The following is a 26,646-nucleotide window of genomic DNA, read 5'->3' as shown; positions in this document are numbered from 1 at the left end:
CGGCAGACGCAACGTGCGAGTTGTGTCTACCTCTTCATCCCCTTGATCAGGAAGAATGCGATGACAGCGCCTCCGAGGAGCAACATGACGATGGTTGCCGGCCAGTTGTCTGTTATCGCCGCTGCCTGTGGGTACAGTTTTCCTCCTGCATAACCTCTCCGGCGAGAACTCCGCCAGCCCGGTACGCTCCTCGCCGCGGTCCACACCTGGTCCTCCACCCAGCCATGCGCGGCCAACCCTTACTCCAAATACCCGGCCAGCTTCTCCGGACAACGCGGGGACAGACGACACCGTGATCCGCTCGGGCCACGGGAGGCCAGAGCCTGCACGCTGCCGTCCCGCCACAACTGCCGCCACCGATAGGCCGACTTCAAGCTCACCCGCAGGCGCCGTGCCCCTCCGACGGCTTGCTCCCCCGCTCGACCAACTCAGCCGCCTGCAGCCGTACCGACTCCCGGCGCCGACGTCCCGCAGCGGTCAGCCCACCCCCATCCGCATACCTCACACACCACGGAATACAGCCACCACCCGAAGGCCTTCAGGGACTTCGCGATGATTCAACCTGACGAGCCGAAGTCAGTAACCATCCCGGAGCTGAGGCACGAGGGCCTTCCCCTCACCTCTGAACCACTCACGCTGGTGATCTGCCGTCGAGTGAAGACCGTTGATGAGACAGACGTGGTAGCCCACTAAACGGCGAACTGGCCGTATGGGACGCCGCGGGCCGCCTCGCGCTCGAGCGGTTGCAGAACCGGCTTGCCCGGCGTGGTGTCGGTGCGGCCCGGGCGGCGGAGGAGTGGCCGGCCGACTTCGTCGCGTTCGATCTGCTGCGGCTGTCGGGGACGGACACGACCGGGTGGCCGTACCGGCGGCGCAGGGCCGCGCTGGAGTCCGTGTTCGCCACGCGCCAGCTGTCGGCGCCGTTGACGCTGTGCCCGTCGACCACCGAGGCCGATGTCGCGCGCGAGTGGCTGACGTGGGCGTCGGTTGGATGGAGGGGGTGGTCTTCAAGAGACTGAACGATGTCCACCGCCCGTCGGCGAGGGGATGGGAGAAATACAAGGTCCGCGAGACGAGCGAGGCGATCGTCGGCGCGATCACCGGTTCCCTGGCCGTTCCCCGCACGCTGCTGCTCGGCAGGTATGACGACGGAGGCCGCTTTCAGTACGTCGGTCGCACCACCACCCTCGCCCAGGCGGCAGGTTCGGCGTTCGCCGGTCTGCTCGCTGCGGGGCGGCGCGGTCAACCGTGGACAGGCTGGTCGTTCCCCGCCGGGTGAGACAGCCAGGAAAAGTTGAACGTCACGCTGGTGGAACCCGAGCTGATGGTGGAAGTCGGCGTCGACGTCGCCCGTGACGCCTCCGGCCGGTGGCGGCATCCCGCACGCTGGCACCGCGCCCGCCCCGATCTCTCCCCCACCGACGTCCCCCGCCTGACCTCGCCGCCGCACTGACGGCGGCCCAGCCCGGCGGCTCCGCCGACGCGCAACACCGGTGAGCGCGCCTCGATCCCCGGCTGCGTCCGCGCCGCCCATCCCGCCCTCCCTCATCCTCAACTCCAGCCAGGGCATGGTCGAAGGGGGTCGCAACGGGGATGTCGGCAGCCCAATCACTGGTGCTTAGGCCGACGGCCCCGGTATCCCCGGGGCCGTCGGACGGTCAGGCGGTCGTGGGCACGAGCCGCCACTGCTGGCAGTTGTTGTTCAGCCAGGACCACTGCCGTACGTCGACGCCGTTCCCGGTACCGCAGTTGGCGACGTCCGCGACCTTTCCGGTGGCGGCATTGACTATCCGGACGTAGTCGCCGCCGGTGTAGATCAGGCGGAACTTTTGGCAGTTGTTGTTCAGCCAGGACCACTGCCGGATGTCGGTGCCGTCGGCGGAAGAGCAGCCGGCGACGTCCGCGACCTTGCCAGTGGCCACGTTCACCAGGCGGCTGGAGTCGTCGGCCATGTCCTCGATGCGCCACTTCTGGTTGGCGCCGCCGGTGCAGCTCCACTGGAAGATGTTGGTGCCGTCGGCGGTGTTGCCGCCCTCGACGTCGAGGCACTTGCCGCTGTTGCGGTTGACGATGGTGTACGCGGTGGGGGTGGTCACGGTCTCACCCGAGGGGCCGGCCAGCGTCACCCCCGTGGCGACCGGGTTGCCGAAATCGGGCGTCCCGTCGGCGTTCCACGTGAACTTCTGCGCGCGGGTGGTGCGGGCGTTGCCGCAGCCGCCGTTGGCCGCGCTGTTGGCGTGGTAGACGATCCAGTTCTCGGTGCCGTCGGGCGAGGTGAAGAACCCGTTGTGTCCCGGCCCGTAGACCCCGTTGGCGTCGTTGCGCTGGAAGACCGGGGTCTGCTTCTTCGTCCAGGAGGCGGGGTTCAGCGGGTCGCTGCCGGTGAGCTCCAGCTGGCCCAGCTTGTAGTCGGCGGTCGAGCAGCTGCTGGCGGAGAAGGTGAGGAAGGTGCGGCCGTTGCGGTACAGCGGCTCTGGCCCCTCGTTGACCGGGCCACCGGAGGTCTCCCAGCTCAGGGTGGGGCTGGAGATGATCGTGAAGGGACCGCTGAGCGTGTACGGGTTGCTCATCGGGGCGATGACCAGGCTCTGCGTACTGCCGTTGATCTTGCCGCTGCCCAGTAGGTACAGCTTGTTGTCGTGCTTGAGGACACTGGCGTCGATCAGCCAGCCCTGGGCGGCGGCCGGGCCGGGGGTGAGGCTGTCGTCGGTGAGGATGTTCTTGTACGTGTACGTGCCCATCGGGTCGCTGCCGGAGCTCTCCAGCACGTGCGTGCGCTGGGTGTCACAGCAGGTGGCGTCGGCCTGTGCGGCCGAGTAGTACAGGTACCACTTGCCGTCGAGGAAGTGGATTTCCGGCGCCCAGATGTTGGCGTTGCGGCCCGCGGTGGTGTCCGACCATATCTCCACGCTCGGGGCGGTGCTCAGTCCGGCGAGGGTGGGGGACTTCCGCATGAGCAGCTTGTTGGTGAACGTGGTCGTCACCAGGTAGTAGTTGCCGTTGTGGTACTCCAGCCAGGGGTCGGCGCCCTTCTGCGTCTTGACCGGGTTGGTGAACGGCTTGCCGTCGGCCGCGGCGGTGGGCTGCGTGACGACGAGGGACAGGGACGTGACGAGGGACAGCAGGACTGCCCCGAGGATCGTCCACCGACGACTCGACCGTCGAGGGTGCAGGGTGCGGTGCACGGGTGGTCCTTCCAGCGGCGGCTCGTCCAAACGACTCACCTCAGCCATCATTCGAAATTACGAACGTTGTGCGGAACTGCGGACGAAAGGTAGAGGTGGGTCAGGAACACCGTCAATAGATCGGACAAGACCGGTATGGAAGCGCTGCCTGCTACCGGGGGCGCGTCCGGCGAGGTCCCCGCCCGGGCCGTCGGGCAAGGCGATGGGGAGTGTAAATCCAACGGTGGATCCGACGATCACGGGAGAGACGTCAAGTGACTTACGCTGCCGTGGAGTTGGAGACAGTGGAACCTGTCGAGAGTGCCCCGTTGGGGCAGCCTGCGCCCGTGTCCGACGAGCAACCGGTTGCGATGCTGGTAGGCAGGCCGGACGGGGCTGCGCTGGGTGCTGGTATCGGTGCGCCGGTCCAGTTCGGTGCGGAGTTCGTGGATGACCTGGGCGTAGACGGCAACGTGCCCGCGGAGCCGGTCGTTGTCCTCCCGCAGTGCGCGGGCGGCGGCTTCGGCGTCTACTGCGCGGGCGTGCAGAGGTGGGAACGCGGACGGGATGGCGTTCGCCTCGGACTTTCGGCGGGCGAATGCGTGAGGACCCAGCGCTTGACTCCTGCCTCGGCGGCGAGTTGCAGCGTGGCGAGCGCCCCAGTGGACCGGTTGGACGGCCGTCGAGCAGCCGCTGCACCGCTGCGGTGATGGCGTCGCGTTCAGCGTCGCGGTCAGTGGCCACCTTGGGATTCTTCGGTGTGGTCGTGGGCGGTGACGACGCGTTCCAGGCGGTCGAGCTCGTGCTGTTAGGCCAGGCGCCGGGTGTGGAAACCCGGATGACCAGCCAAATTGGACTCATTGACGCTGGGAGTCCATTGCGTCAGGATTACAGCATGGCAGACGACCGAACGGGACACATCCTCGATGCCGCGCTGACCGCCTTCTGTCAGTACGGCTACGGCAAGACCACCATGCGGGACGTGGCCCGTGCCGCCGGGATGTCCCGTGCTGCTCTGTACCTGTATTTCCCCAGCAAGGAAGATCTCTTCCGGGCAGGGTCCCGGCGGGCGCACTCCCGGGCACTCGACGAGGTAGATGCAGCTCTCGCCCAGCAGGGCGACGTGCTGTCCCGAGTCGATGCTGCGATGGCCGCCTACTTCGGAGGACTGTTGGCGCAGATCTCGTCGAGCGTGCACGGCGGGGAAGTCCTTGATGCGAGTCTCGACGTCGCCGGGGACATCGTCAGCGAGGCCCATGCGGCTCTGGTCGTCCGGCTCGCCGGCGCGCTGCAGACCGCGGCGGCAGCGGGAGAAGTGCAGTTCTCGACCTCCGACGCGACCGCCGAGGACATCGCGCTTCTCCTCCTCGCGGTCGCGGACGGGCTGAAGAAGACGAGCGCGGACCCGCAGTCGCTGCAGCAGCGGAAGGCGTTGTTCCTGCGCTTGGTGCACGCGGGAATCGCACCCCTGCGCCAGCCACCTGCAGAAGGCAACGCCCCGTGATGAAGTCCCTGCACTGCCTGCATCCGTACCCGAGGCCCCAGGAGCCCGCCATGGCGACCCAGTGTGACCCGACCGTCTCCGCCGGGTGGGCGAGATGATTGCGAGGACGACGACGGGCCGGGTCCGGGGGCTCGTTACTGGTGGCATCGCGGCGTTCAAAGGAGTGCCCTACGCAGCAGCCCCTGAGGGGATGCTGCGCTTGCGGCCCCCGGCGCCGGCCGCGCCGTGGGACGGGGTCCGCGACTGCGTCGGGTTCGGCGCGGCTCCGCCGCAACTGGCACCGGCACCCACCGCTCCGCCGGCGTGGCGGCCCGGCGTCGGGCTGGACTGCCTGACGCTGAACGTATGGAGCCCGGACATCGGCGGGGCGGGCCTGCCGGTCATGGTGTGGATCTATGGCGGCCTGTGGAAGCACGGTTCCTCGAGCATGCCGCAGTACGACGCCGCCACCCTGGCCGGCTCCGGGACCGTGGTGGTGACCTTCAACTACCGTGTCGGTTTCGAGGGCTTCGGGCACCTGTCCGGGGTCGCGGACAACCGCGGGCTGCGCGATCAGATCGCCGCCCTGGAGTGGGTACAGGACAACATCACCGCGTTCGGCGGTGACCCCGCTAACGTGACCGTCTTCGGCCAGTCCGCCGGTGCCGCCTCCACCGCCCTGCTCATGGCCGCGCCCGCCGCGCGCGGCCTGTTCCGTCGCGCGATCACCCAGAGCATCCCCTCCGGGATCCGCACCGGCGCCGAGGCCGAGGCCGTCACCGAGACGATCGCGGCAGCCCTCGGCGTCGCGCCGTCCTGGGACGCGTTCGCCGCACTGCCGCCCGAGACGATCCTTGCCGTCCAGGACGCGCCGCTGCGCGACCGGCAGGGGTTCACCGCGTTCGCCCCCGTCATCGACGGCGACCTTGTGACCGGACCACCCTGGACGGCGCTCCGGACCGGCGCAGGCCGGGACGTGGACCTGGTCTGCGGGTTCACCCACGAGGAATACAGGGGCCAGGGACCGCAGCTCCCGCCCGGAGTCGACCTGGCGATCGTCGCCGAAGCGGTCGGGCTGGAAAAGGAGTCAGCCGCCGCCTACCGGCAGAGCCACCCCGGCATCAGTGACGCCGACCTGTTCACAGTGATGCTGTCCGACGCGCTCGTCCGTATGCCCACCACCTGGGTCGCCGAGGCCCATGCCCGCGCGGGCGGACGGACCTGGCTCTACGACTTCACCTGGCGCGGCCCCACCCTGGGCGCCGCCCACGGCATCGATATCCCGTTCGTCTTCGGCAACTCCACGACTCGCCCGGCCGCCCGGTTCCTCGGCTCCCCGCCGCCCCCCGACTTCGCCGGCCTGTCAGAGCGCATCCGTACGGCCTGGACGTCCTTTGCCGCCACTGGCGACCCCGGCTGGCCGCGCTTCGCCCCCGAACACTTCAGCCCCACCACCCGGATTTGGGACACACTCCCCACCGACGCCCCCTACCCACTGGAAGACTCCCTGCGTATCTGGGAGCACATCGCATCCAGGTAGCCGTTCGTGCCGCTTGCGCCGCCGAGTCGCCAGGGCCTGACAGGGCCCTAACTGATCGTTTCAGAATGAGGTTCGGAGTCGTCTCAAGCAGATGATGCTGCAAGCGAGTTGAAGCAGGCCGAGGGTGGAGGTCGGCACGTATCTCGTAGCGGATCCGGAGGCGCTTGAACGGGTGGAGCCAGGCGACGGTTCGCTCGACGACCCAGCGGGTCCTGCCCAGACCGGAGCCATGGGTTGTGCCCTTACGGGCGATCTTCGGTGTGATGCCGCGGGCCCGCAGGAGGCGGCGATACTTGTCGTAGTCGTAGCCGCGGTCCCCGAACAGCCGGCCCGCCGGTGCCTCGGGCGCCCGCGGACCCCGCGGATGCGCGGTATCGCGTCCAGCAATGGCATCAGCCGAGTGATGTCGTGACGGTTTCCGCTGGTGAGCGAGATAGCCAAGGGGGTTCCGTGGCGGTCGGTGATCAGGCGGTGCTTGCTGCCCGGACGTGCCCGGTCGACCGGCGAAGGTCCGGTGTGAGCCCCCCTTTGAGGGCCCTGACATGGGAGGCGTCGATGGCCGCGTCGTCCATGTCCAGCAGGCCCGCGGCCCTCAGCTCGGCCAGCAGCACCTCGTGCAGCTGCGGCCAGACACCAGCCTCGGTCCAGTCCCGCAGACGCCTCCAGGCCGTCACACCGCTGCAGCCAACCTGTTCAGCCGGAACATCCCGCCAGCTCACGCTCTTGCACAGCACGTAAACGATGCCCCGCAGCGCGGCCCGGTCATCCGCCGGCAACCGCCCGGGATACCGGTGCCGCCGAGACGGACGAGCAGGCAACAGCGGGGCCACACGCTCCCACACGTCATCAGGCACAAGATCAGCAGACACCCAACAGGTCCTGCCGACAGAACACCCAACCGCCAAGCTTCCCAACGAACTTCATTCTGAACGATCAGTTAGTGATGCCGGGTTTTTGCAGCGCACAGCGCGCAGATCGGCCATGTCGGCGCACAGGCGCAGGCACTTGGAGCGACATGACGCAGCGCGCGGACGGGACCATCGCTGTGCTGGGACGCAAGGAGCCGTGCGGGTCGCTGATGACGCCAAAGGTGTTCCCGTGACCCGGCGAGTGCTCATACCCAGCGAACGATCACCGACCGCGGCGGTCACTGCCGGTACGTCCACATGGAAGAGCGCCTGCGTTGACTCGCCCCGCGCCACCGGCTCTGACGGTTTCGCTTCGGGACCTGTGGCAGCTTCACTGAACCTCTTCCAACCTGATGGGTGGTTGGGCTGGCAGCCCGGGCGGTGGGCATGAAGAAGGCTCCTGGTAGACGGGTTCTCGACCAAGATCACCAGTCCGCCAGGAGCTTTCGCGTGCTTGTCTGCCCGTCCGGGATCGAACTGTCCAGCCGCACTCTGCGTCATCTCTCGGGTCTTCTCGCAGGTCACCGTCGACATTTCGACGCCGCCCACGAACTGGGACACCTCGTCCTGCACGGTGAGGAGTAGATACCGCACGGCCCACAGGCCGAGGCGAAAGCGCACAGGTTCGCAGCCGCATTCCTCACGCCGCGGGCGGACGTCCTCGTCCACGCGCCGCAGGGCGCCGTCTCGGCTACCGCAAGTCGGAGCCTCGCAGCGGACGTCACACGCGAGACTTCCCAGGTGCTGGGCAAGGTGTTCACTGCCCCGCGCGGCGAGGGGACGCGGCCTGCCGACGTGGCCCGCGAGCCTCATCTCCGGCCTGCCGATCTCAACGACTGATCTTCGGGCTCGTTGTCACCGCGAAGCGCCCTCACTGAACGACCCGGTCCGCCTGCGGTCCCAGCAGTCCGGTGGGCTGGGCAGTGCACAACCCGGACGGTGCAGCAGGGACCGGTGTGCAAGCCTGCACCATGCCATAATGCGTTCATATCGGTAATCAAGAGGAACATCTGGATGTGTCATGACAGGGCCGCGCATCGCAGTGAGGGCAGCCGTCGCCCTGGCACTGGCCGGGACGCTGATCATGGCGTGCGGCGCCGACGGTGGCGGCTCGAAGCCTTTGACCTGGTCGATGTGGGCCAGCGGCGGTGAGGAACAGCAGGTCTGGCATGAACTCGCGGACCGTGTGTCCCGCGAAGATCCGCAGCTCACGATCAAGCTGGAAACTTCGTCCTTTGATGACTACTTCGCCAAGCTGGACGCCCGTTTCGGCAGCGGCGATGCGCCCTGCATCGTCTCGATGCAGTCGCTCCGCACCACGGGCTACACCCAGGGAATGCTGCCGCTCGACGATCTGATCGCCAAGAACAAGTTCGATGTGACGGACTTCGACAAGTCCGTCATGGAGGGGCTGAGTGCTGACGGGAAGCAGTACGCGCTGCCGTACGACGTCGGCCCGGTGATCCTCACGTACAACAAGGACATTTTCCGGAACGCAGGGGTGCCGGAGCCCAAGCCGGGATGGACTCTGACCGAGTTCGAGTCGGCCGCCCGTAAGCTGACCGGGAACCGGAGGTACGGGTTCGTCGCGTCGCCTCAGGATGTGTGGATGCTTCCCATGGTGCTGACCAAGACCGGGGCGCAGCCAGCCGACGGGGCGGGCAAACTGCGACTGACCACGCCGGCCATGATCAACGGCGTGCAGTGGTACGCCGACCTGGCGGCCAGGAAGAAGGTCGCCCCCCGCGTGCCCGAGGCCGACCCCCTGTTCGCCGAGAGGGAGTTCCTCAGCGGCAACGTGGCCATGGGCGCCAGCGGCCCGTGGGCGTTGCTGAACCTGAAGAACCAGGCCGGCTTCCAGGTGGGCTTGGCCACGATTCCCGCCGGCCCGGACGGCAGCAGGACGTACTCCGCCGGTTCCGGGTTCGGCATCTCCAAGTCCTGCCCTGACCCGGACCGGGCTTTCGAGGCGATCACGCTGATGACGGCCAAGAAGCAACTGGAGTGGCTCGGCGGAGTGGGACGTGCCTATCCGTCACGAGAGTCGGCACAGCACGCGTGGTACGAGAACGCCCGCCTTGCCGGTGCCCGAGAGGTTCTCGAGGCCGCCAACGCCACGTCGACTCCGCTGCGTACGACGAAACACTGGGAGCGGGTCAACCAACTGCTCAACCAGCATGGGGTCGACATCTTCAAGGGGGCGAGCTCCGCGAAACAGGTTTTGGAGCAGGTGCAGAGTCAGGCCGGGCCGGGTTGATCGGTGCGTGAGTGAGCTGAGAGGCGAGTACACGGAATGGCGGAAGAGGGCTCGGCCGCAGGACGGTCCCGAGTCCTGAACGGGCGGGTTCCGACGGCACTCACGGCGGCGATGAGGCCCCATGAGAAGCTCTCTACCCTCTGCCGGAACCCGTCAAGACCGCATCGGTGCATCGCGGTGACACGTACGGCGCTCCGGGATGCGCCAAGCAACCCGGCAGGACCGCTGCCGGTGAGGGAACGGTCGCGGAAGAGTCGAACGGCGTGACCGGGCTCCTCGGCCTCGGTAAAGGGGAGCCTCCCACCGGCCGAGACGAGAGGCCGGGGAAGACGCGGCCGGGTGCTCGGCTGCCGTGGCGACGTGGATGGGCTGCAACTCACCAGGCGATACACAACAAGCCACCCTCCGAGCGTCAGCCGCCGCAGCCCGCCGTCCGCCGCGGCGATGGCCTGGTGGGGTGACGCCCGGGGCGTGTTGGGGCTAACGCCTGTCTCATTCCACGACGCCCCGTTCCGTGGTCGTGCTTCCACCGTCGAAGACGCACGCCTGGGCGCACTCGCGTCCGGGCGGTACGCCGACATTATGAGTGAGCGACTTCCGTATCCGAGTGATCTGTCCGATGCACGCTGGGAGTTGATCCGGCCGATCCTGGCGGCCTGGCGCTCCGAGCGCCGCGGCCGGGCCCTGGACTTCGGGCGGCCGCCCGTTCATGACCTTCGCGAGATCATGGACGCGATCTTGTACGTGGACCGCACCGGGGTGCAGTGGCGCTACCTGCCGCACGACGCCCCGCCCTGGGAGACGGTCGGTCTACGGCTACTTCGGCAAGTGGCAAAAGGACGGCGTGTTCACCCAGCTCAACGGTCTGCTGAGGGAGTTGGTGCGGCAGAAGGAGGGCCGGAACGCGAGCCCGTCGGCCTGCGTCATCGACGCACAGAGCGTCAAGACCTCCACCAGCGGCCCCGCCTCGAGTCAGGGCACGGACGCGGGCAAGAAGATAGTCGGCCGCAAGCGGAGCATCGTGACCGACACGATCGGTCTCCTGCTCGCGGTGCTGGTCACCGCTGCCAGCGTCCAGGACACCGTGGCCCGGCACCCAGCTGCTCGACCAGGTCGCTGCCGCCCACCCCACGATCCGCAAGGTCTGGGTCGACGGCGGCTACCGCAAGCACTTCATCGAACATGCCGCCACCCTCGGCATCGACCTGGAGGTCACCGCCCGCGCCCCCGGGGCCAGGGGGTTCACCCCCGAAACGGTGGGCGGTCGAGCGGACCTACTGCTGGCTCATGCTCCACCGCCGCCTGGCCCGCGACTACGAAACCCTGCCCGCCCGCTCCGAAGCCGTGATCCACCTGGCGATGACCGATCTCATGGCCCGCCGCCTCACAGGCGAAGACACCATCTCACGGCGTGACCCGACATCACCGGATCAAATCCGCATTGCAGGATGAAACGTGGGGAGAAAACGACCTTTCAGAGAGCGTTTGAGAACCGCGCCCTACTCGATGGTGACGTGGGGGCCGAAGACGCGCGCCATGCACATGTTGAGCAAGGCTCCGAAGGCCTGGGCGCAAGTCATTGCCGGGGCAGGAATCACGCCTGCGTCGTCGATGCTTGCGATGTAGTCGACGTCGGCCCAGCCGCCGCGGTAGAGGACAACGTGCAGTTCGGCCTCGTGCGAGTTGCGTACATGGATGCCGATCGAGTCGGGATCACTCACCTTGGATCTGTCAGTCTCGAGCCGCTGCGGCCAAGGAGCTGCTTCGTCGCGCCAGGTCACAGGCCCGACGGCCAGTCCTGCTGCCTGCCAGGCGGGCTGGCGGGCAGCGACTGCGGCAACTACTTCGTCGAGATCTATGACTCGTTCCATGTGGCGATGATCGCCTATCGCGCCCTCCCTGGGCAGTGCGGCACAAAGGTCGAGACCCCTGCCTACGAGCCGGGCACCCGCGAGTGAGCCGACGGACTATCACGCTGATCAGGGCCCAGCGGATCATGGTTTCGGCGTGGGTGGTGTGGTGCTCGTAGTCCCGGGCCAGGCGGCGGTGGGAGGTGAGCGCTGAATCTGAAGCCGCGCTGGCCTGGCTCTTTGCGGACGATCGGCACCATGTGGTTGAGCGTGTGGGCGGCCCAGCCGACGAGGCGGCCGGCGAATCCCTGGTCAGCCCAGACCTTCAGCGTTGTTGGGTGGTCCGGTCGGGTCCACAGCAGCGAGCGCCGTGCGCCGTGGCGGTCCTGGAACCGCCGCTACCACGCGTGGCCCCCGCAACCCTGCACCTGGCGCCTGCGAGACCCGCTCACCGGCATGGCCTAACCGGCGCTGGACTTACTCGAGGAGTTCGGCCGGAGCTCCCGGGGCCGGCTTCGTAGGTGAAAACGGACACCGTCTGTATCCGAGTTTGAACACCACTTGTCGATCACAGAGCCCGAAAATGTCGGGGAGAAATAACACCACTGCGAAGTAGGCGGGGCCGACCTATTCGGCAGGTTCGGCGATCAGCGCCGTACCGATCTTGCGGAAGCCGAGTCGGGCGTAGACCCGCGCAACGTCGTCGTCACTTGCCGACAGGAAGACGGTTGCCGCACCCCGCGATCGGGCGTCGGCCACCAGTGCCGCGGTGACTGCGAGTGCGAGACCGCGACGGCGAGCTGCGGGGAGCGTTCCGACGCCGACGATCTCGCTGACTCCTGCGAGCGGTTGGTGCTGGCCTGCGGACAGCGCTGATCCATGCTCGACAGCTGCGGCGACCGCTGTTAGACCTGCCCGGATACGCACGATCGTGCGTTCCACCGATCCGTCGGCGACGCGGGCGTCGATCGCTTCCGCCAGTTGTGGTGCTCCCGCGTGACCGACGTGGGTTCCAGGCTCGGCGAAGGCGAGGTGAGGAACGGCCAGGGCGCTGGGCAGTATCGGATCGTCCGCGCCTACGATTCGCACGGCTATGTTGCCGGACAACTCCTCCAATGGAGTTGTTGGAGTACCGGGATCGAGTGTCATCAGCGGATGTTCGTGGACCACGAGTCCCGACTCCTCGACTGCTGCCCGTAGCGTGGGCGTAGTCTCCGCGACCCATTCGAAACTCTCCGGGATCCCCAGTTCCCGTTGGCGGGCACGGACCTTCTGCACGTCGGTGGCCTCCAGCGGTCCGGTCCATCCCCGTGCGGGACGTGCGTAGAACGGCCAGCCCTGGCCCTCCCGCACGAACAGGGTCAGCGGCCCGTGGTCCTCGACTCGGGCGCCGTGGCGCGGGACCGCGTCGTAGTACTCCTCGAGCCGGTCCAGCAATGCCTGCTCAGGATGATCGTCAAAAGCAGCAGAAGTCACGCCGGGCATCCAAGCAACAGGGCACCAGCGACGCCACTTCATTTCAAACCGCCTGCGGGGGTCTCGGCCGGAAACCGCTGCCGAGATCGTTAATACTGCAGCCGCAGTTGCTGTGACGGTCGGTCTGGCTACTCGTTGAGCTGTGCATGGGTGGGGACGTCACGGTTCATGAGGTGCACCGCTGGGCGGCCGGTCTGGACGCTTTGAATGCTCGGATCGGCGGGCATTTCTGCAGGTCCGAGCCGCGTCGGCGGGCAAGGGAGTATCTGCGCGGGCTGCTCGCGCCATTGGAGCGCAAGAACGGCTGGACGCTGGCCGAGCAGGCCGGCGAGTTGTGTCCGGACGGCATGCAACGGCTGGGACGCCGACGCGGTCCGCGACGAGGTCCGCGGCTTCGTGCTGGAGCATCTCGGTGCCGAGGACGGCGTGCTGGCCGTGGACGAGACCGGCTTCATCAAGAAGGGCATCCGGTCGGCCCGCGTGCAACGGCAATACACCGGCACCTCCGGGAAGATCGACAACTGCCGGCTGGGCGTGTTCTTGGCCTACGCCTCCACCAGGGGACGGGCGGTGACGACCGCGAGCTGTACCTGCCCATCTCCTGGATCGAGGATCCGGCCCGCCGGGCGGACGCGAAGATCGGCTATGACGTCACCTTCCACACCAAGCCTGCCCTGGCCCGCGCGATGCTGGAGCGGGCCCTCGCCGCGAAGCTTCCCTTTCGCTGGGTGACCGGCGACGAGGTATACGGCCAGGACCCCGTCCTGCGAGGCTGGCTGGCCGAGCAGCGTCCGAGCTACGTGCTCGCGATCTCCTGCAAGCATTGATGTGGGCCACGCGGACAGAACGCCCGCACTATCTCGGCGATCCTGCCGGAGGACGCCTGGGAGATCCGCTCGGCCGGGGAGGGCGCCCACGGCCTGCGCGAATAGGCCTGGGCCCTGGTCCCGCTGCCCGGCGAGGGCGACGACGACTTCGAAGACGCCCTGCTGATCCGCCGCAGCCTCGCCGACGGTGAGTGCGCCTACTACCTCACCCACGCCCCAAGAGGCACGGCGCCGGCCGAGATCGTGCGGGCCGCCGGCGCCCGTTGGACGATCGAGGAGTGCTTCCAGGCCGCGAAGAACAAGGCCGGCCTGGACCACTACCAAGTACGCCAATACCCGGCCTGGTACCGGCACATCACCCTGGCCATGGTCGCCGCCGCCCACCTGGCCGCCACCCGCGCGACTGAGCACGAAAAAAGGGGGACCCAGCCGCGACCTGATCCCGCTGAGTGTGAACGAGATCCGCCGTCTGCTGACCAGATTCGCTCACGCCGTCCGGCACGAAGCCGGTCACATCCTGCGCTGGTCACGCCGGCGGCGCCGCCATCAACACCGTGCCCGTCTCAGCCACTACCGCCGCCGAGGCCATAGACCCCCGTAATCTCGGCTGCAGTCCGCGGGTGGGGCCATATTCCGGTGGCGGGCGGGGCGCCGCTCCGACAGGATCGCGCGCATGCCTTCAACGGTGACGAACATAGCGATCGACTGTGCAAACGCCTACCGACTGGCGCGGTTCTGGAGCGATGTGACCGGACACCCGCTGGATCCCGAGGACTCTCCGGGTGACGACGAGACGGAGATCATGCTGCCCGGCGGCCCGGCCTTGCACTTCAACGAGGTTCCAGAGCCGAAGTCGGCCAAGAACAGGCTCCATCTGTGCCTGCGCCCGGATACCTCACGGGACGCAGAGGTTGAGCGGCTGCTGAAGCTGGGCGCCTCTCTGGTCGCCGATCACCGCAAGCCCGACGGCTGGGGCTGGGTGATTCTCGCCGACCCGGAAGGCAATGAGTTCTGCATACTGCTGGCCGGATCCGAGCGAGCAGCATTGTCCTCGTGACCTGAGCCCAGCGGTCACAGCACTGCCGCTGCAGTACTAGGCCGTGTTTTTGAACTTGCTGGTGTGTTGGGTGGGTCGTCCGGGAATGTCGCGGGCGGCCATCCAGATGGTGAGGTCTCGGGCGATCCGATCGATGCTGGTCTCGGTGACGACGTCATGCTCACGGCGGGTGGTGTCGCGCCGGACGACCTCGTAGCCGCCTTCGTCCACGACCGCGACGGAGGTGAACCAGGCCGGGTCGTCGTCATCGGGCTGGATGACGGCGAACGTGTTGTCCGAGTCGTTGAGGTCCTCGATCAGCATGAACAGCGCGTCCTCGGACGGGTCGTCGATGTGGTGGCCGTTCTCACTCTCGGCCCGGTAGTACGCAGCCCCCATCGGCCCTGGCTCCCCTCAACCCGCTGACTGATCGCGGCAAGAATGACATGTGGGACCGACACTTCCGGCAGGTCACAGCCATTCGTTGATCGCGGCGACGAGCACAGTGGTCTCACAGCGGACCGCGAGTTTGTCGAACCGGGTTGCCACCGCCCGGTTCCGCTTCAGCCGGTTGATGCCGCACTCGACCGCGTGCCGAGCCTTGTAGTCCTCACGGTCGAAGGCCGGAGGCCGCCCGCCAGACATCCCCCGACGCTTGCGGTGGCCTGCCTGATCGGCAGGTTCTGGGATCGTGCAGCGGATCCCGCGCCGCCGCAGATAGGCGCGGTTCGCGCGACGAGTACGCCTTGTCGCCCCGCACTCGCAACGGACGGACCCATGGCCGGCCCAGTCCAAGGCGAGGAACCCGGATGGCTTCCAGCACGGCCGTGAACTGCGGGCTGTCTCCCCGATGCCCGGCTGTGACCAGCAGCGATAACGGCCTCTGTCCCTGTTCGCAGGCCAGGTGAATCTTCGTGGTCCAGCCTCCGCTGGACCGGCCCAGGCTGTGGTCGTCAGGCTCGGCCTGGTTGCCGCCCGGCGGTTCCTTCTGGGCTTGGCCGTCTCGCCGAGCACCGGCCGCATGCTGGTGGGCCCGGCAAATCGTGGAGTCGATGTTCACGTCCCAGGTAATCAGACCCACGGCGTCCGCCCGGGCCTGCAGCCCGGTCAGCACCGATGACCAGACACTACTTCGCTGCCAGCGACGAAAGAGCCCATGGACCGTCTGCCAGGGACCGTATCCCGTCGGCAAATCCCGCCACGGAGCACCGGTCCGAACCCGCCGGCGGATCCCGTCGATCAATCGCCGCCGGCGCATCGACGGTCTGCCCAAGACCACAACCGGCAACAACGGCTCCAGCACCGCCCACTGGTCATCTGAAAGATCCCCTCGCCCCACACCGAGATCATCACGGCACGAGGCGAGACACGGACCCCAGTTCCAAAACACGGCCTAGTCGACGCCCCTGGTGGGCTCCGAGGCGCTCCGGCGCGCCACCCGCAACCCCGTGCTGCGGCCACTCGTACGTGCGGGTGCTGACCCTGGCGTCCCCGAGCAGGTCGACCTCAACCTGGTAGCGGACCGTGCCGTCGCGCCAGTTCTGCCGCGTCCGGACCGGCGCGTACCGGCACTCTCCCGCCGACATCCCCCGTAGCGCCGGGCGGTCGGTGGCGGGCCAGGTCAACACCTCGGGCCGTGGCCCGTCTTCCGGCCGCCATGGGCGGGCCGGCCGCGCATCGGGGATGCTGCTCATACCCCGACTGTAGACACCCGGGGGCGGGCCTCGTCAGCCGATACGCCGCCCCTACTTCCTTTAGAACTCCGGGGCTCCCGTCACGTCCCGCCCAGTCCGCACCCGGTAGGAGATCCGCAACCCTTCAGGCCCGGAAGCCCGAATGCTGCCCCAAGGAATGGTCTGCCTGAACTTGAGCCCTGCGAAGTTGGGGTCGTCCACCACATCCAGCTTCGCCCCATTCAGGCGCCGAGTGAGCGCGACGGTGTCGCGGGGTTCCTTGATCTCGACTGTGCACTGCCTGGACACGGCAACGTCAAGCACTTCCAGACCGCTGCGCCCAATAGTGCGTACTTTGTCATGGACCGCCATAACGAGTCCTTTCGTTCCGGCACCGCCGACAGCCAAGAGCTACCTCTGAGCCTGTACGGCGCCTGGCGGCGGCGCGCACCAGGACACCCGAACGGGTGGCAGCCACCGAGCGGCCGGGCCGCCTGGCCAACCGATCACCCGGTCCTCCGCCCGTACGCCGAAGTGCTGGTCGTGGGCGGGAGTCCGCGCAGAAGATCGTCCGTCAGCGGTTGACTTCGAGGTTCGTCAGGACGAGCAGGGCCCGCAGGAGCTGGGTGGCGCGGGCGGGGTCGATGCGGAGCTCGGTGAGGATCCGCCAGTTCTTGAGGTGGGCGAAGCCGCGCTCGACGGGTGCCCGTCCGACGGCGAGCACGCGGTTGGCCTCCTTCTCGCCTCGAGTGAGCTTGTGGGTGCGGGTGGCGATGTAGCCGGTGACGATCGTGGGGTCGAGCAGGTCGTTGTCCAGGCCGCGGAAGCCGAGGTCGGCCAACGCTCCGAGGCCGGCGGCGCGCAAGTGGGCCAGGATGTGGTCGTGGCGGGCGGCGGTGTTGTCGTGGGTGCGACCGGGCCGGGCGGCGGATATCCAGATCAGGCGGCCCTTCTCGTCAGTCAGGGCGAGGAAGTGCAGGCCGTGGCTGCGGTGCTTTCCGGAGTAGTTCCGCCGGTCGGCCTTGCCGGTGCGGCGCTGGGTACGGATGAGGGTGCCGTCGATCAGGACCACCTCCCGCCCTGCTTCGTGACCTTCCGCAGGGCGCGGTCCAGGCGCGGCGCCTGGGCGGAGAGCAGCCCGATCAGCTCGTCGCGCCAGCGGCGGACGGTGGACTCGGACACGTCGTTTCCGCCAGCCATGTCGGCCAGACGCTGGTCGTGGCGCAGTACGGTCAGGACGATCACCGCGATCTTCCCAGGCGGCAGGATCCGCCACCTGGACCGAATCGCCTTCAGATGACGCCGCAGCAGCTCGGCGAGGTGGTTGACCGTGTGCGTAGACAGCGGCAGGCGGCACTGGTAGGCAAGCGGGCAGGTGTCCTCGGCGCGCTTTCTGGTATTCGTCACACAATTCCAACGGGCGCCGGGGGCGACCCGGTACGCCCGTTCGGAGTCGCTCCGAGTGGCGGTGCTCCCGGTCACAGGCGGGTGGTGAACCGGCCGTCGGGCAGTTTCCGCAGCCAGCCGTGGTCGACGAGTCTGACCAGCTTGCTGCGGAGCGGTTCCAGCTTGGCCTTCACGCTGATGTCCACCCCCACTAGCTCGCCGACCTCGCGGGCCATGATCGGTCCGGCGGCCTGTCGGACGGCGGTGATGATGCGCTGGCAGTCCGGTGGGAGCATGCTTTCGTCCGTGCCCGGCTCTCGGTGCGGGATCAACATCACCGTCCGGCCAGCTACCTGCGCGGGCACCGGCCTGGCAGAGGCGCGTTCCTCGGCGAGCTGCAAGGTCATCCGTTCAAGTTCAAGGACGCGTTCGCGACGGCGAGTTCGTCCCGCTCGTCCCGCACTCCTGCAAGCTGTTTGGCCAGCTGTTCTTCGAGTTCGTCCAGTTCAGCGCGCCGCGCGGTGATCCGTTCCAGCAGCTCGGGATCCAGCATGCACCGGATCGTAGAAGACTGCCGGTCCACTGCGAGTAGAAATCGGTCGTACTGGAAGTGTCAGGCGGCCGGCCCGGGGCTGAGGTGGATCTTGCGAGAACGTGCTTCGGATTGTGGCACATGAACAGTGATCAGCGGGGTGGGAAGGAAGCCAGGGCGAGGTCCCACTGGTCAGCAGCGTGAAGCAGCGCCGCAGCGTCCATTCTGACCTCCACGACGTACTGGTAGATGTCGGCCCGGTCGTCACCCTGTTGCCACGGGGGCGCTGCCTCCAAGGACAGATGAATCCGCATTACCGCGCGCCCGCCCTCGCTCCGATCGGCGAGGCTGAAGGCCACGAGCGGTTCGATGAACCAGATGTCCGGCGAAAGCTCACCTTCGGCATCAGGTTCGGTCACGGCCACCGTTCCCGCGGCCACCGCGCGCAGCCACGCGGCTATCTGGCGAGCCTCATCCGTGAGCAAACACGGATCGGCGAAAGACCAGCTCCCCTCGGGAGTCGTCACCTTGCCATCAATGATCAGCCAGTTGTCGTCATACGAGTCGCCCCGGACCTCGGCGAACTGGTAGCGCACCGGACGAAGGTCGACGCTGATTGCGGGATCGTTCAGGAGCACCGAGTCAGGATGTCATGCGCCGACCAGCAAGATGGACCGTGGCTTGCAACTCAGGCGCATAGGTCAGAGCACCGATGGGACTCCGTCAGACGATCTTCTCCCCGGACTCCCGCCCACGATCAGCACGAGCATCCCGGGGACCGGCCACCAGCCCTTTGACCAGCTACTTCAAGTTGGCGAAGGCTCACTCCGGCCGGTGGGCTCCACTCGGTGGAGTGGAGCCCACCGCATCGTCGGTGCGCACGACGGTAACGGGTGCGCGACATCAGGTCCGCTCAGTGGCCGGCCTCCCGGCCGCGGTGCGGTCCGGGCTCATGCGGGCGGAGCGCCCGCTGGTCGTCTTGGCGCACCGAGTGCGCTCCATCGGCGTCGTCCCGTGGGGTGTAGCGGTCCGCGCGGATGCGGGAGTCGTCGGCCGCCTTGATGAACGCGTCTTGGAGGCGGCACAGCCGGTCGGCCGTGAGATCGAGGGCTTCCACGTCAGTGCGGGACTCCCGCAAGGCCCGCAGCGCCGTCATGTCGATCGCCTCCCGGCGTCCGGCCTCCGGCTCCTGGTCGTCGCGCTCGACTTCAGCGGCCGGGGGCGCGAGCAGCTGCTCGGGCATCGCCGCCTGCTGGTGGACGACGTCGTACGCCCGGCCCCGCACCGCGGCGGCGCGCAGTTTCTCCCGCACCACCGCACCGGCGAGGACGGCCCGCTCGTACTGCAGCGGGACGCGGGGTATCTCCCACTCCCCCGCGTCCTGGCCCGGGGGCCGGGGCGCAGCCGGCTCGCCGGGATCGGCCGGTGGCTGCCGATCCGGGCCGGACACGGGAGTAGGTGGGCGACGCCGGTCGGGGAGGTCGGACAGGTCCCACCGGGCGGTGTAGAGGCGGTAGCCGGCCTCCAGGCCACGCACGGTCGTCGGCTCGCTGATGTCCAGACAGTGGGTGAAGATGGCGGCGGCCACAATCCGGTCGTCCAGGCCGGGGTCGCGGCGGCGGCCACGCAGGACGAGGGCGAGGTAGCGGCGGGCTTCGGCAAGCAGGTGCCGGCGGTGGAAGCGGCCGCCGTCGTTCATCACGAACACCGTCGCGGCGACGTCGACCACGACGGCGACCCGGGCCCGGATCGCCGCAGCCGCGGCACGCGCGTACTCGAGGAGGGAGTTGATGACGTCGACGGCCACCTCGGAGGTGCGGAGCGCGCTCTCCTTCCACTCCTTGCGCAGTTGAGCGAGGGGCCGGGCCTTTTGCTTCGGCGGGCGCGTACTCTTCGTGGCGACCTGGTTCAACTTGGCGCGGGCCCGCTCGGAGACCACGGGCAGGAACTTCAGCTCACCGTCGTCGTCGACGGCGGTCACGTACTCGTGCTCCAGCTCTGCCAGGCAGGCGGCGATCTGGTCGCTGCGCCGGGACGTCCAGCGGATCAGCTCATGCGGCACCCCGGCAAGCTCCATCACAGGCCGGCGCCCCGGGGTGACGATGCGTGGCTCGGTCGCCAGCCCCAGCGCCTCGCAGACCTCAGGTGCTGGGCGGGCGAGGCGTCGACGGCGACGACTTGGGCCAGCTGCTGGTGAATCGCCAGATGTGCTGCGTGCCGGGCTGCGCCTGACGCGCAGCAGCACCCGTGAGCGCAGCAGCCGCCAGGCGAAGCGGGGAGGTTGGGGTGGGCGACCGCTTCTGTTTCGTCCCAGCCGGTCCACAGGATGTCGAAGGCCTCGTCGACAATCCCTCGTCGTTCTGGACGGGGTCCGCGTCAAGCAGCGCCTGCGCGGTGGTGAGTCCCCGGCTCGGTGCTGGCCCGCACGCGGGAGCTGTGGGCGCAGCCTTTCCGCGTGACTCCCGGGCCGCCCGGGCGCGGCAGCGGTCGCCAGGAAAGGGACGTCATCCCCTACATGACGGCCTTGTACCCCTGCCAGCCCGTCGCGATCTGCGTGCGGCCGCTGAACGACCCCTTGCCGTCACCGCTGTTGCGGTACAGGTCGCCATCGGTGTCGCGCGAGACGAGGTCCGTCCTGCCGTCGCCGGTGATGTCACCGACCGCGATGACCGCGTTGTAGGAAGCGCCCCAGTTCGAGAACACCTTCACGCGGGTCATGAACGTGCCCCTGCCGGTGCCGTCGTACCGGTACAGGTTGTTCGACTTGTCCTGGGCGAGTAGGTCGCCGATGCCGTCGCCGTTGAGGTCACCGGCCCCGACGACCTTCTTGTACGTCTTCCAGTCGTCGTACAGCTTCACGCGCGCCGACAACGTGCCCGTGGCGGTGCCCTTGTACAGGTAGACCGTGCCGGTCGAGGCGTTGCGGGCGATCAGGTCGGGGCGGCCGTCACCGCTCAGGTCACCGGGTGCGGTCAGCACGTCGTACTGGGTCCAGCCGGAGGCGGAGAGCGTGGTGTACGGCGTCGAGGGCGTCACCGCCGCTCCGCACGCTGGGCGGTAGGCGCGCAGGGCGCCGCTGCTCGGCCGGACCAGGACGTCGTTGCAGCGGTCGCCACTGAGGTCGCCGAGCGGCACGAATCGCGAGGTGGTGGGCCAGCCGGCGCCGGTGACCTTGCCGGACAGCGTGCCTGTGCCGGTACCGCGCTGGATGGTGAGGGCGCCCGAGGCGTTGAGGGTGAGGACGTCGCCGACGCCGTCCTTGCCCGCGTGATCGCGGGGCGCCGCCGCCCCGGCCGTCACCGCGACGCTGCCGGAGAGGCTGAGGGCGGTGCCCTGACCGTCGGCGGGCTGGGCGGTGAGAGTCCAGGTGTAGGTGCCGTTGGTGACCGGGCGGCCCGAGGCGTCCTTGCCGTCCCAGGCGGCCTTCAGCAGGCCCCGGGCCTCGGAGCCTGACAGGGTCCGTACGGTGGCGCCGGACGCCTTGTTGCGGACGGTCACCTTCCAGGCGGCGGCGGGCTTCGACAGCCACCAGCTGCCGGACCAGCTTGCCGCCCCTGACGTGACCGTGGAGTCGATGGCCGCCAGCGCGGACGTGGGAACGCCGGCCGGTACGAGGTGGATGCGCTGCTCGCGGTCGGCATAGGCGACGCCGCCGCCGAAACGGTCCACCGTCCAGTTCAGGCCGGCCCTGAGCTGGTCCTGGCCGATGTCGGTCCAGTCGGCCAGCTTGCGGCTGGGCAGTTCCGTGTGATCGCCGCTCGACGGAAGTCCGTTGTGCAGGTCGATGAGTTTCAGCCCGCTGCCCGACTGGGAGCCGCCGACGCGCTCGACGAGGTAACCGTCGCCGAGGAGGACCCGGCCCGCCGGGGCGGTGGCGGTCCGCTTGGCCGCACGGTCGTAGACGCCCGAGCCCTGCACGTCGCCCCAGTAGTCCACACAGGTCCAGTACACCCAGCGGCCGACAGCCTGGAGGTCGGAAGGCGTGCAGCCGTTGCGGGTGGTGAAGGACTCCATGGCCGTACCCGACGGGAGTTGGGTGGCCGTGACCTTCCCTCCCGTGGCCGCGCCGCTCCACAGCGTGTCGCCCCAGACCGCGGCGGCGACCCGGTCCCGCTTCTGCAGCACCTTGCCGGCGGCACCGTCGGCGAACTCCCCGATGTACTGCGTGCCGGAGGAGGCGCCGTCGACGACCGCGTACCGCCCGGAGAGGCCCTTGAGCTGCGGGGTGGAGTCGCCCGTGTCGAGGGTTGGGCCCCAGTCCTTGGCGCCGTTGGCGCGCAGCATGGTCAGACCGGATTCGGTGGCGTTGCGGCGGCCGTGGCGGCCGGTGCCGTCGGCGAACATCGGCAGGCAGTGGGTGGCACCGGCGTCACAGTCGCCTTCCCGCCCGCCGACCAGGCCGTCCACGGTCGCCTTGGCGATGCTCGGGGTGCCGCTCGTCGTGAACCAGGTGCTGCGGTAGGCGCCGATGATGGTGCCCGGTTCGTACAGCGTGCTGTTGCCGGCCGTGGTGAGGATGCCGCTGCCGAGCGAGAGGCCGTGGACCTGGGCCGGCATCGGCTGCACGGCGGTCAGACGCTTGCGCATGACCGTGCCGTCGCCGGCCCGGTAGACCTGGTACACGCCCCAGTCGAGGTCACCCTGCTCGACGTTCTGCGCGGCGCCCGCTACCAGGATCGAGCCGTCCGGTGCCTGGACGAGTCCGTGCGCGGCCGGGTCCATGACCTTGGTCATGTCGGTGTCCGTGGCACGGGAGGAGAGGGCCCACAGCGGCTGGCCCCGGTACTTGTTGTCGCCGGGCGCCACCGGTTCGAGGCCGAGGAGCTTGTCGCCGACGATCCCGTACGCGGCCTGGTAGGTCAGGGAGCTCGTGTCGAAGGTACGGGGCGCGGTGGATGTCTTGTCCCGGTCGTACAGGTCCGCCTTGCCGCGCCCGGCGCGCAGCCGCAGGATCGAGTGGGTGCCCAGCCGGAAGCCGGTCACCTCCCAGTTGTCCCCGCCCTCGACCCGGTCGGGCAGATGGCCGAACACGCCGAGGGAGAGCTCGATGACGCCCCAGTGCCGCTGGGTCCCCTCGCCGTCGGCGAGGTCGTAGCGGACGATGACGGACCGCGCGTCGCCGTCCTCGACCACCACGTCGGACGCCCCGTCCGGCAGGCCCTGCACGGGGGTCCGTACGACGTCGCCCCCGTCCCGCACGCGTGAGAGCTGGTAGGCGTTCGGGTTTCCGTCGACGCCGCTGGTACTGGTGAGAACGGTGTCGCCGAAGGTGCCGCGGTACGTGTGGCCCTCGGGCACCGGCACCACGGCGGTGCCGCCCGAGGTGCCCGCACCCCGGAGGAGGGTGACGTGCGCGTCGTCCTTGGAGTAGAGGGCGACTGTGTCGGAACCGTCCCCGTAGTAGCCCGGCTGGAAGGAAGCGCCCTCGCGGAAGTAGCCGCTGTCGATGTCGTACTGCACCGGGACGTCAAGCCGCTGCTCCAGGGCGGTTGTGGTACCGGTGGTGTACTCCGTCCACAGGAGCCGGTCGTCGCCCTCCTGGGCCCACAGGAAGCCACTGGTCCCCGCGTTGAGGATCTGTGTGGCCCGGGGAACGGCACGTGCGGCGGCGGGCAGTACGAACTCGCCGGCCGCCGGCGTCGGCTGTGGCGCGGCTGCCGCCGAGTGCGGCAGGGCGGCCAGCGGGAGGCTCAGCGTCAGCGCCGTCGCCAGGACGGCCGCCGTACGTGCCGACCCTCGGCCGGGCCGTGCTGAACGTGAATCAAGAACCGGTCTGTGACTGTGTCGGCCGAGTCGGGCCACCGTTCCTCCTGGAAGGCAAGAAGAAGGCATGGCGGGACAACGGCGACGTTCTGGCGTTTCCCCCCGGCCCCCCGGCCGCGCCCCCCACGCGAGTGGGCGAAGCCTAACAGCATGTCCATGACCGGACCGTGCTGAAGTCCCTGCACGCGAGCTGCCGTTCGGGCGGCCGACGTCCCGGCCCCTCGCCACCGGAACTCCCCGTGCAACGCTCTCGGCTCGGTGTCCCCGCTCCCCAACCAGCTTGTCCCGCGTGACGCAGGACACGTTCCTGACAGGATTGCTGCGCAGTGAGCCGGGTGGGCTTCCGCGAGGAGGCGGCCCGGGGCCGGTGTGGGGTTCGCCCGGACTGTGCCGCGGAGATCGACACGGCCGACCACGTACACGATTCCCTCGCCGCCGAGGACGGTACCGGCGGGGAACTGCATGCCTGCGAGCACAAGATCCATCCAGACAGACGTGACATCCCGGCCGGACCGCGCCTGCATGCGGACGGTCTCGGTTCGCCACATCACCAGCCGGCGCCCGTCGTCCTCTCGGACGCTTCGCCTATCCGTGGGCGGGCTCCACCAGTTGCTTCCTCAGTGCCGCCTTGCCGTGGCCCACCATAGTGAACGCAGAAGCGTCAGCGTGCGGGCTGACCTGCGGTGACACCTCCCCGCAGGTGTCCGGGACGTGCCACCACTCGGTTCCCCCAGCGCAGAGCCGCCTAGCTGATCACGAAGGGAATCATGGCCACCTCCACATCCCACGGCGTCGATGAAGGGGACCTCAGCACGAAGCTGTACTGGCGGCCATTGTCATCGGGGACAGCCGCGGAGACGCAGCGCGGATGGTTGGTCAGCAGCTGAGTGGCCTCTCCACAATCGGCTTCGGCTGCGCTGGGTGGATGAACAGCGGAAGCACCGCGAAGCGGTCGTAGCGGGTCAGGTAGCCGAACAACTGGTCGATGGCCTCGTGGAACTTCAAGGCGTCCTTCCAGATTACGCCGACCACATCACCTGGAGCGACCCCGACTTGGTACGTGTGGTGCGGGGTGAGTGAGTGTTTTTGAACTGGCCTAGCGTCCGGTCAAAACTCCCATGTCAGCTCTCGTTCATCGATGACGGCTCGTTCGTAGCAGTCCACCAGTCTGCCGGTCTCAAGCGCGGTGGCAGTCGGGCGTGCCGACGCGTTCGGTCGGGCGGGTGTCGGTCCGAGGACGGTGGTCGGTGCCGAGGGTCGCAGTGATGGCCAGGATGGACGTCGGCCCCTCCATGTCGACCACGTGCCATACCCCGGCCGGGTTGATGGTGGCCTCGCCCGGCCCGAGCAGAACGTGGTCGGGCACCCCGTCCACGTCGCGGGTGACCGTCACGGACCCGCTGAGGCAAACGACCAGTTCGTCGCCTGCAGGGTGGCTCTCCCAATGGTCGCCGAGCCCGTCGCCGTCGAAGATCATCACCATCCGGCCCTCGGCGCCGTCTGTCGCGACCGCGGCGCTGTAGGCCTGGAGCACCTCCGGGTCCCAGGTGAAGCCCTCGACGGGTTGCGCTCTCGATCCCAGCCCGAGGTGCACGGGGGTGGTCCGCAGGTCCATGGCATTGCGTTCGTGGTTGACGAGTCTCATGCCGACGATCGTCCACGACAGCGATCGGGCGGTCTTGAAGAAAAGGGAAGAGAAGCCGACGCGAAGGGCAGACGGTTGGCGGCTACCCGGCTCCGAGGAGGACTTCGCCGCGACGCCAGGCCGTCGGCGATCGGCCCGTGAACTCGCGCCACTCCCGAATGAGATGGGCCTGGTCGGCATAGCCAGAGACGGTTGCCACATCGCCCCACGGGAGCGGGTCCTGCGCCGCCGCCAGTTCGTGCGCGTGCTCGAAGCGCAAGACTCGGGCGAAGGTCTTCGGCGACAGGCCCAGCTCACCGCGAAACCGCTCGGTGAGGTACCGACGGCTCCAGCCGAGTTCCGCGGCGACCGCACCAACCTGGACGCAACCCCGCGCGGCGACGAGGCGGCGCCACGCCTCGGCTACCTCGGGGCGCACCCAGCGCACATGGTCGCCGCAGGCGCCACGGCCGACAGCTCGGAGGAGCAATTCGTCCAGCGCGGTGAACCGCGCCGCCCATGTTGTCGCCGATCGGAGCCGGTCGACCAGCTCGACGGCAAGCGCTCCGAGAAGCTCGTCAAGTGGGACCAGTCGGTGGGCGAGCTCGGCGGACGGCATGCCGTAGATGGCCCGGGCCCCGAGCGGTGTCAGCGATACCTGAACACCTTGCTGGCGTCCGTCGTGGTGAATCGCGACGGACCGGCACATCAGACCGCCGGCCACGCTGCCGAATCGGGTGACCGGTGACCCGTCGTCAACGCCCGCCGCCACCTCCAAGGGATCTGACAGGCTGATCACCGCAGTGAGCGCGCGGCTCGGAGGGCCGCAGTGCACGCCCGTCGGGAGCCCGCGGAGGTCGAAGCCGACATACGAGTCGACGTACTCCCGCAGGACGGGCGCCGGACGTGTACTGATCCCGGTGGCCGTGTGGTCCTCCATTTTCGTCAGTGTACGAGCCGCCCAGCCCAGGAAGATCACAGTCCAAAGACTGATCACCACCGTTTGCGGCTGGTGACGATCCTGCTGGCTTCGAGGTCCTAACAAAGGCGTTGGACGTGGCGGTGGGTGATCAGGCAGGTGGCGAGGCCGAGGAAGGCTTCGTGGATGTCGTCGCGTCGTTCCCAGC

24 protein-coding genes and 3 pseudogenes are annotated in these 26,646 nt (G+C 68.5%); 11 read left to right on the top strand and 16 right to left on the bottom strand.

From position 1 onward, the window contains the following. The first annotated feature begins 743 nt into the window (after positions 1–743). The 3 genes from ACFY9E_RS39910 to ACFY9E_RS39900 are packed head-to-tail and all read left to right on the top strand — an operon-like array spanning position 744 to position 1,453. Complete coding sequence (locus tag ACFY9E_RS39910) at positions 744–1,019, top strand: hypothetical protein (RefSeq protein WP_390993522.1); 276 nt, start codon at positions 744–746, stop codon at positions 1,017–1,019. Then, the gene (locus ACFY9E_RS39905) at positions 1,001–1,279 is read left to right on the top strand and encodes a hypothetical protein (RefSeq protein WP_390993520.1); all 279 of its coding nucleotides are present in this window, start codon (positions 1,001–1,003) and stop codon (positions 1,277–1,279) included. Before ACFY9E_RS39910 ends, ACFY9E_RS39905 begins: the two co-directional genes overlap by 19 nt. Positions 1,280–1,294: 15 nt before the next feature. Beyond that, positions 1,295–1,453 carry an ATP-dependent DNA ligase gene (locus ACFY9E_RS39900; protein WP_390993518.1) on the top strand — a complete coding sequence of 53 codons (159 nt, stop codon included), beginning with the start codon at positions 1,295–1,297 and terminating at the stop codon, positions 1,451–1,453. A 205-nt stretch (positions 1,454–1,658) separates the two neighbouring features. Here ACFY9E_RS39900 and ACFY9E_RS39895 read toward each other — a convergent pair whose 3' ends face one another. Next, positions 1,659–3,185, bottom strand: a complete 1,527-nt coding sequence (locus ACFY9E_RS39895; RefSeq protein WP_390993540.1) for a family 43 glycosylhydrolase — start codon at positions 3,183–3,185, stop codon at positions 1,659–1,661. A gap of 715 nt (positions 3,186–3,900) precedes the next feature. On the opposite strand from ACFY9E_RS39895, the gene ACFY9E_RS39890 reads away from it, so the two are divergent. Further along, the gene (locus ACFY9E_RS39890; RefSeq protein ID WP_390993516.1) at positions 3,901–4,668 is read left to right on the top strand and encodes a TetR family transcriptional regulator; all 768 of its coding nucleotides are present in this window, start codon (positions 3,901–3,903) and stop codon (positions 4,666–4,668) included. A gap of 94 nt (positions 4,669–4,762) precedes the next feature. Then, entirely contained in the window at positions 4,763–6,187 is a 1,425-nt protein-coding gene (locus ACFY9E_RS39885; RefSeq protein WP_390993514.1) for a carboxylesterase family protein, read from the top strand. Between the two features lie 60 nt (positions 6,188–6,247). Here ACFY9E_RS39885 and ACFY9E_RS39880 read toward each other — a convergent pair. Then, positions 6,248–7,056: pseudogene (locus ACFY9E_RS39880) on the bottom strand (IS5 family transposase). Between the two features lie 1,060 nt (positions 7,057–8,116). On the opposite strand from ACFY9E_RS39880, the gene ACFY9E_RS39875 reads away from it, so the two are divergent. The 4 genes and pseudogenes from ACFY9E_RS39875 to ACFY9E_RS39860 all read left to right on the top strand — a co-directional run bounded on the left by ACFY9E_RS39875 (position 8,117) and on the right by ACFY9E_RS39860 (position 10,804). After that, the gene (locus ACFY9E_RS39875; protein WP_390993512.1) at positions 8,117–9,352 is read left to right on the top strand and encodes an extracellular solute-binding protein; all 1,236 of its coding nucleotides are present in this window, start codon (positions 8,117–8,119) and stop codon (positions 9,350–9,352) included. A gap of 444 nt (positions 9,353–9,796) precedes the next feature. Then, positions 9,797–10,165: pseudogene (locus ACFY9E_RS39870) on the top strand (transposase); the annotation flags it as partial. Beyond that, complete coding sequence (locus tag ACFY9E_RS39865; RefSeq protein ID WP_390993510.1) at positions 10,062–10,700, top strand: transposase; 639 nt, start codon at positions 10,062–10,064, stop codon at positions 10,698–10,700. The pseudogene ACFY9E_RS39870 and the gene ACFY9E_RS39865, both read left to right, overlap by 104 nt. Next, positions 10,640–10,804 (top strand): hypothetical protein, encoded by a 165-nt coding sequence (locus ACFY9E_RS39860; RefSeq protein WP_390993544.1) that lies wholly within the window; start codon positions 10,640–10,642, stop codon positions 10,802–10,804. The genes ACFY9E_RS39865 and ACFY9E_RS39860 overlap by 61 nt, the downstream gene beginning before the upstream one ends. Before the next feature lie 47 nt (positions 10,805–10,851). Here the strand turns inward: ACFY9E_RS39860 and ACFY9E_RS39855 are convergent, their stop codons facing one another. Then, entirely contained in the window at positions 10,852–11,223 is a 372-nt protein-coding gene (locus tag ACFY9E_RS39855; RefSeq protein WP_390993508.1) for a hypothetical protein, read from the bottom strand. A 606-nt stretch (positions 11,224–11,829) separates the two neighbouring features. Beyond that, positions 11,830–12,678, bottom strand: a complete 849-nt coding sequence (locus ACFY9E_RS39850; RefSeq protein WP_390993506.1) for a GNAT family N-acetyltransferase — start codon at positions 12,676–12,678, stop codon at positions 11,830–11,832. 207 nt (positions 12,679–12,885) lie between these two features. Here ACFY9E_RS39850 and ACFY9E_RS39845 point away from each other — a divergent pair. Then, positions 12,886–13,505, top strand: a pseudogene (locus tag ACFY9E_RS39845) (transposase). Positions 13,506–14,178: 673 nt separating this feature from the next. Continuing rightward, complete coding sequence (locus tag ACFY9E_RS39840) at positions 14,179–14,562, top strand: VOC family protein (RefSeq protein ID WP_390993505.1); 384 nt, start codon at positions 14,179–14,181, stop codon at positions 14,560–14,562. A gap of 36 nt (positions 14,563–14,598) precedes the next feature. Here the strand turns inward: ACFY9E_RS39840 and ACFY9E_RS39835 are convergent, their stop codons facing one another. The 12 genes from ACFY9E_RS39835 to ACFY9E_RS39780 form a co-directional block, all read right to left on the bottom strand. Further along, the gene (locus tag ACFY9E_RS39835) at positions 14,599–14,940 is read right to left on the bottom strand and encodes a hypothetical protein (RefSeq protein WP_390993503.1); all 342 of its coding nucleotides are present in this window, start codon (positions 14,938–14,940) and stop codon (positions 14,599–14,601) included. A 72-nt stretch (positions 14,941–15,012) separates the two neighbouring features. After that, positions 15,013–15,880 (bottom strand): IS5 family transposase gene (locus ACFY9E_RS39830; RefSeq protein ID WP_390993501.1). Its coding sequence is split into 2 segments (ribosomal slippage): positions 15,013–15,271 and positions 15,270–15,880, totalling 870 coding nucleotides; the frame shifts between segments, so codons are not numbered across the junction. A gap of 908 nt (positions 15,881–16,788) precedes the next feature. Further along, complete coding sequence (locus tag ACFY9E_RS39825; RefSeq protein ID WP_390993499.1) at positions 16,789–17,286, bottom strand: transposase family protein; 498 nt, start codon at positions 17,284–17,286, stop codon at positions 16,789–16,791. Continuing rightward, positions 17,277–17,621, bottom strand: a complete 345-nt coding sequence (locus ACFY9E_RS39820) for a hypothetical protein (RefSeq protein ID WP_390993497.1) — start codon at positions 17,619–17,621, stop codon at positions 17,277–17,279. Before ACFY9E_RS39820 ends, ACFY9E_RS39825 begins: the two co-directional genes overlap by 10 nt. Positions 17,622–17,692: 71 nt before the next feature. Beyond that, positions 17,693–17,896, bottom strand: coding sequence for a hypothetical protein (locus tag ACFY9E_RS39815; RefSeq protein WP_390993495.1), 204 nt, complete (start codon positions 17,894–17,896; stop codon positions 17,693–17,695). Positions 17,897–18,003: 107 nt separating this feature from the next. Beyond that, positions 18,004–18,153, bottom strand: coding sequence for a hypothetical protein (locus ACFY9E_RS39810; RefSeq protein WP_390993493.1), 150 nt, complete (start codon positions 18,151–18,153; stop codon positions 18,004–18,006). 131 nt (positions 18,154–18,284) lie between these two features. Further along, positions 18,285–18,770 (bottom strand): hypothetical protein, encoded by a 486-nt coding sequence (locus tag ACFY9E_RS39805; RefSeq protein WP_390993491.1) that lies wholly within the window; start codon positions 18,768–18,770, stop codon positions 18,285–18,287. A 275-nt stretch (positions 18,771–19,045) separates the two neighbouring features. Beyond that, a complete protein-coding gene (locus tag ACFY9E_RS39800) occupies positions 19,046–20,377 on the bottom strand; it encodes a relaxase domain-containing protein (RefSeq protein WP_390993489.1) in 1,332 nt (443 codons plus the stop codon). 266 nt (positions 20,378–20,643) lie between these two features. Then, entirely contained in the window at positions 20,644–23,934 is a 3,291-nt protein-coding gene (locus tag ACFY9E_RS39795; RefSeq protein ID WP_390993487.1) for an FG-GAP-like repeat-containing protein, read from the bottom strand. A gap of 837 nt (positions 23,935–24,771) precedes the next feature. Continuing rightward, positions 24,772–24,900, bottom strand: a complete 129-nt coding sequence (locus ACFY9E_RS39790; RefSeq protein WP_390993485.1) for a hypothetical protein — start codon at positions 24,898–24,900, stop codon at positions 24,772–24,774. 172 nt (positions 24,901–25,072) lie between these two features. Continuing rightward, on the bottom strand, positions 25,073–25,540 hold the full coding sequence (locus ACFY9E_RS39785; protein ID WP_390993483.1) for a cupin domain-containing protein: 468 nt from the start codon (positions 25,538–25,540) through the stop codon (positions 25,073–25,075). 82 nt (positions 25,541–25,622) lie between these two features. Continuing rightward, positions 25,623–26,459 (bottom strand): helix-turn-helix domain-containing protein, encoded by an 837-nt coding sequence (locus tag ACFY9E_RS39780; RefSeq protein WP_390993481.1) that lies wholly within the window; start codon positions 26,457–26,459, stop codon positions 25,623–25,625. Positions 26,460–26,646 lie beyond the last annotated feature (187 nt).

This window comes from Streptomyces sp. NPDC012466, from assembly GCF_042955215.1.
GTDB lineage: Bacteria > Actinomycetota > Actinomycetes > Streptomycetales > Streptomycetaceae > Streptomyces.
Note: the sequence above shows the minus strand (reverse complement) of the source record. Positions and strands in the feature narration are given on the sequence as shown.

Excerpts from the sequence above, each read along its gene's own strand:
- ACFY9E_RS39860 (WP_390993544.1), top strand. The coding sequence starts at position 10,640 with ATGCTCCACCGCCGCCTGGCCCGCGACTACGAAACCCTGCCCGCCCGC.
- ACFY9E_RS39865 (WP_390993510.1), top strand. The coding sequence starts at position 10,062 with ATGACCTTCGCGAGATCATGGACGCGATCTTGTACGTGGACCGCACCG.
- ACFY9E_RS39815 (WP_390993495.1), bottom strand. The coding sequence starts at position 17,896 with ATGCTCCCACCGGACTGCCAGCGCATCATCACCGCCGTCCGACAGGCC.
- ACFY9E_RS39840 (WP_390993505.1), top strand. The coding sequence starts at position 14,179 with ATGCCTTCAACGGTGACGAACATAGCGATCGACTGTGCAAACGCCTAC.
- ACFY9E_RS39785 (WP_390993483.1), bottom strand. The coding sequence starts at position 25,540 with ATGAGACTCGTCAACCACGAACGCAATGCCATGGACCTGCGGACCACC.
- ACFY9E_RS39780 (WP_390993481.1), bottom strand. The coding sequence starts at position 26,459 with ATGGAGGACCACACGGCCACCGGGATCAGTACACGTCCGGCGCCCGTC.
- ACFY9E_RS39835 (WP_390993503.1), bottom strand. The coding sequence starts at position 14,940 with ATGGGGGCTGCGTACTACCGGGCCGAGAGTGAGAACGGCCACCACATC.
- ACFY9E_RS39875 (WP_390993512.1), top strand. The coding sequence starts at position 8,117 with ATGACAGGGCCGCGCATCGCAGTGAGGGCAGCCGTCGCCCTGGCACTG.
- ACFY9E_RS39810 (WP_390993493.1), bottom strand. The coding sequence starts at position 18,153 with ATGCTGGATCCCGAGCTGCTGGAACGGATCACCGCGCGGCGCGCTGAA.
- ACFY9E_RS39885 (WP_390993514.1), top strand. The coding sequence starts at position 4,763 with ATGATTGCGAGGACGACGACGGGCCGGGTCCGGGGGCTCGTTACTGGT.
- ACFY9E_RS39855 (WP_390993508.1), bottom strand. The coding sequence starts at position 11,223 with ATGGAACGAGTCATAGATCTCGACGAAGTAGTTGCCGCAGTCGCTGCC.